Source organism: Nostoc sp. (assembly GCF_036916735.1).
In the GTDB taxonomy this organism is placed as follows: Bacteria; Cyanobacteriota; Cyanobacteriia; order Cyanobacteriales; family Nostocaceae; genus Nostoc.
This window is the reverse complement of the sequence record NZ_JBALFV010000120.1, coordinates 47,882-56,088: the sequence shown is the minus strand read 5'-3', so window position 1 is coordinate 56,088 and position 8,207 is coordinate 47,882. Positions and strand designations below refer to the sequence as shown.

General features: G+C 39.6%; 10 protein-coding genes. 9 read left to right on the top strand and 1 reads right to left on the bottom strand.

Annotated elements, in window-relative coordinates:
- Both V7L20_RS29400 and V7L20_RS29395 read left to right on the top strand, forming a co-directional pair.
- Nucleotides 1-294, top strand: a 294-nt coding sequence (locus V7L20_RS29400; protein WP_334747464.1) for a hypothetical protein, incomplete at its 5' end; no start/stop codon positions are given.
- Between the two features lie 174 nt (nucleotides 295-468).
- Nucleotides 469-1,113 carry a L,D-transpeptidase gene (locus V7L20_RS29395; RefSeq protein WP_334747463.1) on the top strand — a complete coding sequence of 215 codons (645 nt, stop codon included), beginning with the start codon at nucleotides 469-471 and terminating at the stop codon, nucleotides 1,111-1,113.
- Between the two features lie 71 nt (nucleotides 1,114-1,184).
- On the opposite strand, the gene pgsA is transcribed toward V7L20_RS29395, so the two are convergent.
- Nucleotides 1,185-1,703 carry a CDP-diacylglycerol--glycerol-3-phosphate 3-phosphatidyltransferase gene (gene pgsA, locus V7L20_RS29390; protein WP_334747462.1) on the bottom strand — a complete coding sequence of 173 codons (519 nt, stop codon included), beginning with the start codon at nucleotides 1,701-1,703 and terminating at the stop codon, nucleotides 1,185-1,187.
- Nucleotides 1,704-1,833: 130 nt separating this feature from the next.
- Between pgsA and V7L20_RS29385 the strand changes: the two genes are divergently transcribed.
- The 7 genes from V7L20_RS29385 to V7L20_RS29355 all read left to right on the top strand — a co-directional run bounded on the left by V7L20_RS29385 (nucleotide 1,834) and on the right by V7L20_RS29355 (nucleotide 8,186).
- Nucleotides 1,834-3,255: an aspartate ammonia-lyase gene (locus V7L20_RS29385; protein ID WP_334747461.1), complete on the top strand. Its 1,422-nt coding sequence runs from the start codon at nucleotides 1,834-1,836 to the stop codon at nucleotides 3,253-3,255.
- A gap of 133 nt (nucleotides 3,256-3,388) precedes the next feature.
- Nucleotides 3,389-4,360 carry a DUF362 domain-containing protein gene (locus tag V7L20_RS29380; protein ID WP_334747460.1) on the top strand — a complete coding sequence of 324 codons (972 nt, stop codon included), beginning with the start codon at nucleotides 3,389-3,391 and terminating at the stop codon, nucleotides 4,358-4,360.
- Between the two features lie 1,059 nt (nucleotides 4,361-5,419).
- Entirely contained in the window at nucleotides 5,420-5,608 is a 189-nt protein-coding gene (locus tag V7L20_RS29375; RefSeq protein ID WP_334747459.1) for a hypothetical protein, read from the top strand.
- A 270-nt stretch (nucleotides 5,609-5,878) separates the two neighbouring features.
- Nucleotides 5,879-6,112, top strand: a complete 234-nt coding sequence (locus V7L20_RS29370) for a hypothetical protein (RefSeq protein WP_334747458.1) — start codon at nucleotides 5,879-5,881, stop codon at nucleotides 6,110-6,112.
- 102 nt (nucleotides 6,113-6,214) lie between these two features.
- Nucleotides 6,215-6,727: an inorganic diphosphatase gene (locus V7L20_RS29365; protein WP_100901064.1), complete on the top strand. Its 513-nt coding sequence runs from the start codon at nucleotides 6,215-6,217 to the stop codon at nucleotides 6,725-6,727.
- A 161-nt stretch (nucleotides 6,728-6,888) separates the two neighbouring features.
- Nucleotides 6,889-7,272, top strand: a complete 384-nt coding sequence (gene panD / locus V7L20_RS29360; protein WP_334747457.1) for an aspartate 1-decarboxylase — start codon at nucleotides 6,889-6,891, stop codon at nucleotides 7,270-7,272.
- 11 nt (nucleotides 7,273-7,283) lie between these two features.
- Nucleotides 7,284-8,186: an MBL fold metallo-hydrolase gene (locus tag V7L20_RS29355; protein WP_334747456.1), complete on the top strand. Its 903-nt coding sequence runs from the start codon at nucleotides 7,284-7,286 to the stop codon at nucleotides 8,184-8,186.
- Nucleotides 8,187-8,207 lie beyond the last annotated feature (21 nt).

Genomic DNA, 8,207 nt, shown 5'->3' with positions numbered 1-8,207 from the left:
ACTAATCAAAATACTCCAGATACCACAACTCCAACTAATCAAAATACTCCAGATACCACAACGCCAACTAATCAAAATACTCCAGATACCACAACGCCAACTAATCAAAATACTCCAGATACCACAACCCCAACTAATCAAAATACTCCAAATACCATAAACCCAACTAATCGAAATACTCCAAATACCACAACCCCAACTAATCGAAATACTCCAAGAAGTACCACAAGGCCAGCTAATCGAAATACTCCAAGAAGTACAACACCAAAAGGTCCCGTTCGAGGACGAGGATAAAACTAAAACTTCTTTGATTAGGCAAATCTGACAAAATAGTTGAGTAAAAATTCAGAATTCAGACTTCAAGCTAATTGGAATTTGATTTCTGAATTACTTTTAATAAATAAAAGCAAACTGAAAATTAAATATTTTGTAATCAACTTATAACTTCTACAGTTAATGCAGCAGATTATGAGCAATAGTGTATATTACCGTAGTACTCTCAAGTTAGGATTGATCCCAATTGCTTTGCTTTTCTTACTTCAATTACGTGCTATTGCCAAAACTACGGTTGAGCAAGAAATAAGAGAGAAGACAACAATTAGTCAATTGAACTCTCCTCCAGCGCAATCAAATTTTCCTAGCACTTCTGAGCGAATGATGCGTTTACAGATCAGGCTCAAGCTTCCAGTGCAGCCAACCCCTTCTAACACTTTTGAGCAAAATGTCCATTTACTACTTGTTCTTAAGCAACGAAGACTTTATATTTATCAGGGTAAGATTTTACTAACCAGCTATCCAGTAGCTATTGGTAAACCAAAGTGGGAAACGCCTACAGGCAAATTTAAAGTGCTTAATATGGTTGAAAACCCAATTTGGGAAAATCCATTTGTTAGTTACACACAAGTTGTTCCCGCAGGTTTTCAGAATCCATTAGGAGAACGTTGGATCGGATTTTGGACTGATGGCAAAGACGAAATTGGGTTTCATGGCACTTATCAAAGAAACTCTGTAGGAAAAGCAATTTCTCATGGTTGTGTTCGGATGTATAACGAAGATGTGCGGAAACTGTTTAAAATAGTGACAATAGGAACTCCTGTAATTGTGGTTCCTTAAAGACACATAAATGCAAATGAACAACTATAATTTATTTGTTATCACTGTTGTTCATTTATAATTTCATTTTGTCATTCACTAATACTAACTTTTTGCGGCAAAAGATAAATACCCCCAGAAATGAAAGTCAGAGCCACAGAAATCCAAAAAGCAATCAGAGAGGCAGTTTGCCAAACTTCACCTAAAGGTGCAATCAAAAGTGCGATCGCAACTATTTGACTAACAGTTTTGAGTTTACCCCAAATATTTGCCCCCGTAATCGTCTTTTGATTTACCCGCCAACCAGCGATCGCTAATTCTCGCGCTAAAATCAAAAACACTCCCCAAGCCGGAACTTTTCCTAGTTCAATAAAAACCATCAACGGCGCTAGTACCAGAAATTTATCTACTAAGGGATCAAGAAACTTACCCAATTCACTAATTTGGTTGAGTTCCCGTGCTAAATAGCCGTCTAACCAATCAGTTAACGCCGCAACGATAAAAATCGCTAAACATATCCATCTAGCTTGTGGTGTGGGATTGTACAAGCCATAAAGCAGAAATGGTACACCCAGAAGACGAGAGAAAGTAATCCAGTTAGGTAGAGTCATGAAAAATTAAAAATTAACAAGTGTAAAGCAACAAGCAGCCAAGCAAATATGCAAAATATATGCAGATTAGTGTATCTGAGTGTGCCTGCGTGGGAAAATCTGTTTTCTGTAGCTCTCCTAAAACAATACTATGACTGAACAGACAGATTCCCAATTCCGCATCGAACGCGATTCAATGGGCGATCGCCAAATTGCTAGTAGCGTTTATTACGGCATTCAAACGCTTCGGGCTATCGAAAACTTCCCTATTAGCGGTATAAAACCTTTAGCTACTTACGTAAATGCTTGCTTATTAATTAAAAAAGCTACGGCAATTGTAAATGGGGAACTGAATTGTATACCCCAAGATATTAGTCAGGCGATTATCCAAGCAACTGATGAAATCTTGACTGGTAAATTCCGCGATCAATTTGTTGTGGATGTTTATCAGGCGGGTGCTGGAACATCTCACCACATGAATGTCAACGAAGTTTTAGCAAATCGCGCCTTAGAAATTCTTGGTGAAGAAAAGGGTAATTATAAACGTGTTAATCCCAACGATCATGTTAATTATGGGCAGTCTACCAATGATGTGATTCCGACGGCAATTCGCATTGGTGGATTATTGGCATTATCCCAGACATTACACCCAGCAATAGATGGTGCGATCGCATCTTTAGAAAACAAAGCTGTAGAATTTCAAGATATTGTCAAATCTGGCAGAACTCACTTACAAGACGCAGTACCTGTGCGCTTGGGTGATAATTTTCGGGCTTGGGCCCAAATTCTTACAGAACATCAAAACCGGATTTACACCGCCTCTGGCGATTTGATGGTGCTGGGTTTGGGAGGTAGTGCAGCCGGAACGGGGTTAAATACTCATCCTTTGTATCGTGCCCGTGTGGTAGAAGTTCTATCAGAATTAATTGATACTCCTTTGGAACCTGCACCGCATCTTATGGCAGCGATGCAAAGTATGGCAGCATTTGTAAATGTTTCCGGTACTTTACGCAACTTAGCGCAGGATTTAGTTAAAATATCTCATGATTTACGGCTGATGGATTCGGGGCCAAAAACTGGTTTGAAAGAAATTCAACTGCCACCAGTCCAACCTGGTTCCTCAATTATGCCAGGGAAATATAACCCAGTGATGGCAGAGATGACATCAATGGTGTGCTTTCAGGTTATGGGTTACGACAGTGCGATCGCTTTAGCCGCACAAGCCGGACAATTAGAATTAAATGTGATGATGCCACTGATTGCTTATAACTTGATTCACAGCATCGAAATTCTGGGTAATACCATCGCTGCACTCACCGAACGTTGCATCCAGGGAATTACTGCTAATCAAGAACGTTGTTTAGCTTATGCTGAAGGTAGTTTAGCTTTAGTAACCGCACTAAATACCCACATCGGTTATTTAAATGCCGCAGCAGTAGCCAAAGAATCTTTAGAAAGCGGTAAATCCCTACGGCAGATTGTCCTAGAACGCGGGTTGATGAGTGAAACAGACTTAGCTACAGTGTTAAATCTAGAACAAATGAGTGGTATCTTGCCACTCAAAACAGAATAATAGGTTATGGGGAATTGGGAATTGGGAATCGGGCAAGGGGGAGAATTAAAATTACTATTACTTCTTTCTCCCCAGATCCCTGCTCTCTTGCTTCTTACCTATTCCCCATTCCCCATCCCCCATTCCCCAATCTATGCAGACTCAAAAACCATCTGTTAGTCTAATTCGGGCTACATCCTACGAACGAGAAGCCTTACGGGAATCCTTAGTCATTCTCCTGGAACCTTTTGGAGGAATAGCAGCGTTTGTGAAAAAAGGCGATCGCGTTTTACTAAAACCCAATCTACTTACAGGATCGCGTCCTGGGAAAGAGTGTATCACCCGTCCCGAACTAGTTTACGAAGTTGCCCAGATGGTAATTGAAGTTGGTGGTAAGCCATTTTTGGGTGATAGTCCTGCTTTTGGCAGTGCTAAAGGTGTAGCAGTAGCAAATGGCTATCTACCTATTTTAGAAGAACTCAATCTTCCGATCATCGATTTTCATGGTCAGCGTTACCAAACCATTAGTGACAATTTTAACCATCTGCGGCTGTCAAAAGAAGCAATGGAAGCAGATGTAGTGATTAACCTACCCAAAGTGAAATCACACATGCAGTTAACATTAACACTGGGAGTAAAAAACTTATTTGGTTGCGTCCCCGGCAAAATGAAAGCTTGGTGGCACATGGAAGCTGGAAAAGACGCGGATAGATTTGGTGAAATGTTAGTAGAAACTGCCAGGGCAATTAACCCTAACTTAACCATATTAGATGGCATCATCGGTCATGAAGGAAATGGCCCTAGTAATGGTGAACCTCGCCAATTAGGAATTTTAGCAGCCGCATCAGATATATTTACCCTAGATCGGGCAATGATAGAAATTCTCAATGTTCCTCCTGAACAAGTGCCTACAGTTGCAGCTTCTCAAAGGCTAGGAGTTTGTCCAGAACTACCTGCCATAGAGTTTCCCTATTTAAATCCTGACTTATTAAAAATAGAAGATTGGCGGCTACCAGACAAATTGATGCCTATCGATTTTGGTATGCCACGCGTAATTAAATCTACGTTTAAGCATCTTTACACGCGATTTATCAAGGAACCAATGAGTATTTATGGAAAGCAGTAGTACCGCAAGGCGGAAGTCAAAAGTCAAAAGGATTATATTCCAAGCTTTTGTGCAATTTGAAATACTATGTTTATTTTTGCGCCCTCTGTACTAGGGAGATGAGGGAGACAAGGGGAGAATAAATCTATACTTAATCCCCAATCCCCAATCCTTACTCCCCAATTGAATGCAAACTTCGTTACAGCAATTTGATTTATTAGTAGAGTAATTTGTAATTACCCTCCGATTGCTTAACCAAACCGCCCTATGATAGTTAGTGGCGGTTTTTTTTAGTTGATTAATTTATTATCCAAAAACTTATATGTATTTAGAATCTGGAAATTGAAATTGGGTATTTTGTTCAAATATAAGCAAAAGTTGGTGATAACTCTTACACTTATACTCAACCTTAGAAATTATTTTTTAATCTACCTATATATAGATTGACAAAATTGCTCTATTGTTATAATTTTTTAAAAACTAAATTATAAAATATTTGTTTAGTAGTATTACTGAATCCATGCTGCACACGGAGTTGATGCATCTGTATTTATTCAGTAACTATTCTTGTTTGTTAAAATTATTCATATTCATTTATTGTCTTGCATCAAATTTTTTATGTATAACTACTGTATAACAATCAAAAGCACTGAATATTTATCAGTGCTTTTGCTGTTTTGTGTCCTGTATCACAAATTCGCAATTCCAGTAAAATGACCTTATCAAAGGCGTTTTAAAATGTTATAATGATGAAGTATTGAACAAATATGTTTTGCTAATTGGTCTTTAAGCAGCGAAAAAATGTAATTTATGATGCTGTCAAAGTTGGCTTTGCGTATGCGAACTATTACACCATACAGGGAAACATTTAAAAATATTAATTGCAAAATAAAACATGATTTGTTTCCTTGTAACTTTGTATTAAGAATTCCATGTATAAAAAGGCTATTATGACAGTTAGAGAAATGGTTTAGATTGTAGGATTCTACACATTCTACAGTTTAAAAATAGCTAACATACCATTAAGACTCTCAATTAGAGAGTAAACCTATACATTGTGACGAAGACCTTCAATTTTGTATGAATTTAAATAGCCAGTCTGCCAATTCTACCGACACATATTCCCAACGTTTGGCAGACATTGTGGGAACTGCGATCGCTCTGTTAACTCTTACCCTACCCGTATTTGTCATCGCCCACTATTCTTCAAATGATGTTCAAAATAACCAGCAGCCCCTGGTTCAAAATTTTAAAGGAAGTCAAGATTGATAAAGCTTTCCAGTAGCATTTCACCACCAGAAAAACTACAAAAAACGAGAAAACTGATTTTGAGACAATGTCTCTAGATTTGGATGTAGTTCATCAGGAATAAACTGAAATCTATATTGGTGACTCCAGATTTCAGTTGTCTTGACAGACTACGGGCAAAAATAAATCCCTCCAACAGCAATTAAGGATGGGAAAGAATAATACCCTCTTGGAAAAAGCGTTGCGAAGTTACTTCGCAACGCTTTTTCCATTTCAATAGGAGTGGCAGAAATGAGGGAGCAGGGCGAGCAGGAGAGACAAGGGGACAAGGAGAAAGACTTGTCTCGAATTGTCCTTGTCCTCTTGCCAATCGCCCAATACCGAATACTTCGGCTTACCTCGGCTACTTCAACTTCGCCCTTCGACTACGCCCAACTCTTGAAGAGGCTGCGCCATAAGCGTAGCTATGCCGCAGGCTTTACGACTACCAAGAGGACAAGCTCAGTACAAGTGCCCTATGCCTAATGCCCAATTTCTTGGGAAGAGATCCATATTGCCCTAAAATTCTACACGGGGAGCGAAGCTGACTGAGTGCCCCATGATTCATTGTTATCAGAGGAGTTTTTTGTGGACTTATCTCGTATTCCTGCCCAACCGAAACCTGGTTTAATCAACGTTCTGATTGAAATTACTGGCAAAAGTAAAAATAAATACGAATACGATAAGGAACTAGAAGCTTTTGCTCTAGACCGAGTACTTTATTCCTCGGTACAATATCCTTATGACTACGGCTTTGTACCTAATACTTTGGCTGATGATGGCGATCCCCTAGATGGTATGGTCATAATTGACGAACCAACCTTTCCAGGCTGTGTGATTGCGGCACGACCCATTGGCTTTTTGGAGATGATTGACGGTGGCGATCGCGATGAGAAAATCCTTTGTGTTCCTGACAAAGATCCACGCTACACTCAGGTCAAATCCCTGAATGACTTAGCCCCACACCGCTTAGATGAAATTGCCGAATTTTTCCGTAGTTATAAAAATTTGGAAAAAAAGGTAACTGAAATTCTCGGTTGGCAAGATGTGGACAAAGTTGCAGCTTTAGTAGAAAAATCCGTCAAAGCTTATAGAGGATAATAGAGAAGTTAAGAGTTAGGAGTTAAGAGTTAGGAGTTAAGAGTTAAGAGTTATGAATTTTTATTTCTCACTCCTGACTTCTCACTCCTGACTTCTAACTCTTCACTTTAATAATTTTCCTTTGTTACGGATTGTAAAAACTGCTACCAACCCAAACCCAAATGCAGCGCACTCTCCTTCTGGCAAAAATTCATAACTGCACCCTCACAGGGGCAAATATTAACTATGTGGGTAGTATCAGCATTGATGAAATGCTTTTAGAAAAAGCTGGCATTTTACCCTATGAGCAGGTGCAAGTAGTTAATAATGCCAATGGCCAGCGCTTTATTACTTATGCGATCCCGGCTCCAGCCTATTCAGGAGTAATTGAGCTAAATGGGGGTGCGGCACGTCTAGGCATTATTGGCGATCGCTTGATTATAATGACTTACGGGCAGTTCACTCCAGAAGAGTTAAAAAGTTACTCTCCTACGGTAGTCATTGTGGACGAAAAAAACAGGCTGTTAGAAGTTCGGCACTACGATGATCTGTTCAGTAAGGTCTAATTTCAAGGAAAATGTCAAATTTTGAGTTGTCGGATTCCCAGAGCTACATACCTGAAAAGTCATCTACCTTGCCAAGTAGCCCAGCAAGTGAATTTATAGTGCAATTCTGGGGTGTAAGAGGTTTGATTCCGACTCCAAGTAGCAATACCAGTCGTTATGGTGGTAATACCGCTTGTGTAGAAATGCATGTAGCTGGGAAACACTTGATTTTTGATGGCGGTACCGGCTTACGCATACTGGGTAAAACTTTGCAAGAACAGCAACAGCCACTAGAAGCCCATTTATTTTTTACCAACTGCCAATCAAACAGAATTCAAGGCTTTCCCTTTTTTGTTCCAGCATTTATTGGGGAAAATTGCCTCCATATTTACGGCACAGCTGCATCAAATGGAGCCTCAATCAAACAATGTCTCTACGATCAGATGCTCCAGCCACACTTTCCTTACCCTTTACAGGTAATGCAGTCGGAATTGCAGTTTTACAATCTCACTCCAGACAGTAATGTGAAGCTAGATGATGTCACCATTACAAATGCATTAATTAATCAAACTCAGCGGTCAGTTGGCTATCGAGTCACTTGGAAAGAGTATAGTGTTGCTTACATCACGGATTTGCACCAGAATGCTGATCAAGTGGAGCGAGAGCGGATTTTACAGTTCATTCAAGGCGTTGACTTACTGATTGCCAATGGCACTTATACTGCGCCTACATCTCATAACCATGACTCTGCTGATTTGCTTTGGCAAGCTGCGGTGAATGCGGCTCTGAATGCTGGCGTTAAACAGCTAGCCATCTCTCATCATCATCCAGATGACCATGATGATTTTCTTAACCAGGTTGAAGTTTATGTTAAATCTGCTTTTCCTCAAACAATACTAGCCTATGAAGGTCTAGTTTTAGTTGTTGGTAAGTGAAGCTATTGTTTTGCTAGACAT

Coding starts and splice junctions, on each gene's coding strand:
- V7L20_RS29385 (WP_334747461.1), top strand. CDS start 1,834: ATGACTGAACAGACAGATTCCCAATTCCGCATCGAACGCGATTCAATG.
- V7L20_RS29355 (WP_334747456.1), top strand. CDS start 7,284: ATGTCAAATTTTGAGTTGTCGGATTCCCAGAGCTACATACCTGAAAAG.
- panD (WP_334747457.1), top strand. CDS start 6,889: ATGCAGCGCACTCTCCTTCTGGCAAAAATTCATAACTGCACCCTCACA.
- V7L20_RS29380 (WP_334747460.1), top strand. CDS start 3,389: ATGCAGACTCAAAAACCATCTGTTAGTCTAATTCGGGCTACATCCTAC.
- V7L20_RS29395 (WP_334747463.1), top strand. CDS start 469: ATGAGCAATAGTGTATATTACCGTAGTACTCTCAAGTTAGGATTGATC.
- pgsA (WP_334747462.1), bottom strand. CDS start 1,703: ATGACTCTACCTAACTGGATTACTTTCTCTCGTCTTCTGGGTGTACCA.
- V7L20_RS29375 (WP_334747459.1), top strand. CDS start 5,420: ATGAATTTAAATAGCCAGTCTGCCAATTCTACCGACACATATTCCCAA.
- V7L20_RS29370 (WP_334747458.1), top strand. CDS start 5,879: ATGAGGGAGCAGGGCGAGCAGGAGAGACAAGGGGACAAGGAGAAAGAC.